This window comes from Bradyrhizobium genomosp. I (2014) (assembly GCF_000261685.1).
Lineage (GTDB): Bacteria > Pseudomonadota > Alphaproteobacteria > Rhizobiales > Xanthobacteraceae > Bradyrhizobium.
Map to the genome: position 1 here is coordinate 1 of NZ_AJQE01000067.1, position 1,882 is coordinate 1,882.

General features: G+C 65.9%; 1 protein-coding gene. It reads left to right on the top strand.

All coding sequences use genetic code 11. The annotated features are described in order from the left end of the window. On the top strand, window positions 1-1,882 hold a 1,882-nt coding region (gene dnaE / locus IC50_RS07090), incomplete at both ends, for a DNA polymerase III subunit alpha (RefSeq protein WP_035702278.1).

A 1,882-nucleotide genomic window follows, 5' to 3' on the forward strand; every position in this document is an offset into this window, starting at 1 on the left:
CCTGCGCGTGCACGGCTTGTCGCAGGGCACGACGGAAGAGGACTACAACAAGCGCCTCGCCTTCGAGCTCGACGTCATCATGCGCATGAAGTACGCGGGCTACTTCCTGATCGTGTCCGACTTCATCAAATGGGCGAAGGCGCAGGGCATTCCGGTCGGGCCGGGCCGCGGCTCCGGCGCCGGCTCGCTGGTCGCGTGGGCGCTGACCATCACCGACCTCGATCCGATCAAGTTCGGCCTGCTGTTCGAGCGCTTCCTCAATCCCGAACGCGTCTCGATGCCGGACTTCGACATCGACTTCTGCCAGGACCGCCGCGGCGAGGTCATCAGTTACGTGCAGCAGCGCTACGGCCGCGATCAGGTCGCGCAGATCATCACCTTCGGCACGCTGCAGGCGCGCGGCGTGCTGCGCGACGTCGGCCGCGTGCTGCAAATGCCCTATGGCCAGGTCGACAAGCTCACAAAGCTGGTGCCGCAGAATCCGGCTGCACCGGTGACGCTGGCCGCCGCGATCGAGAGCGAGCCGAAGCTGCAGGCGTTCCGGGACGAAGACCCGGTTGTGGCGCGCGCCTTCGACATCGCCCAGCGCCTCGAAGGCCTGACGCGCCACGCCTCGACCCATGCGGCCGGCATCGTGATCGGCGATCGCCCGTTGAGCGAGCTGGTGCCGCTCTACCGCGATCCCAAATCCGACATGCCGGTGACCCAGTTCAACATGAAATGGGTCGAGCCCGCGGGGCTCGTCAAGTTCGACTTCCTCGGCCTGAAAACGCTCACCGTCCTCGACGTCGCAGTAAAGCTGCTCAAGCCGCGAGACATCCATGTCGATCTCGCCACGCTGCCGATCGACGATGCCGAGAGCTACCAGATGCTGGCGCGGGGCGATGTGGTCGGCGTGTTCCAGGTTGAAAGCCAGGGCATGCGGCGCGCGCTGATTGACATGCGCCCCGACCGTTTCGAGGACATCATCGCGCTGGTCGCGCTCTATCGACCGGGCCCGATGGCGAACATCCCGACCTATTGCGCGCGCAAGCACGGCGACGAGGAGCCGGAATATCTGCATCCCGTGCTTGAGCCGATCCTCAAGGAGACCTTCGGCGTCATCATCTACCAGGAACAGGTGATGCAGATCGCGCAGGTGATGTCGGGCTATTCGCTCGGCGACGCCGACCTGCTGCGCCGCGCCATGGGCAAGAAGATCCGCGCCGAGATGGACAAGCAGCGCGACATCTTCGTCGCGGGCGCGGTGAAGAACGGCGTCCCGAAGGGGCAGGCCGAGACCATCTTCGAGCTGCTGGCGAAGTTCGCCGACTACGGCTTCAACAAGAGCCACGCGGCGGCCTACGCGCTGGTGTCCTACCACACCGCCTACATGAAGGCGCATTATCCGGTGGAGTTCATCGCCGCGTCGATGACGCTCGATCTCAACAACACCGACAAGCTCTCCGAATTCCGCTCCGAGGCGCAGCGCCTCGGCATCAAGGTCGAGCCGCCGAACATCAACCGCTCCGGCGCGACCTTCGAGGTCGGCGAGAAGACGATCTACTACGCGCTCGCCGCGCTCAAGGGCGTCGGCATCCAGGCGATCGAGCAGATCATCGCGGAGCGGACCAGAGGCGGCCTGTTCACCTCGCTCGCCGATTTCGCCGCCCGGGTCTCGCCGCGCGCGATCAACAAGCGCATCATCGAAAGTCTCGCGGCCGCCGGCGCCTTCGACACGCTGGAGCCGAACCGGGCGCGCGTCTTTGCCGGTGCCGACTCGATCCTCGCCGCCTGCCAGCGCGCGCATGAAGCCGCGACCATCGGCCAGAACGACATGTTCGGCAGTTCGGCCGATGCGCCGACCATCATGCTGCCGCAGGTCGAGCCGTGGCTGGCGGGC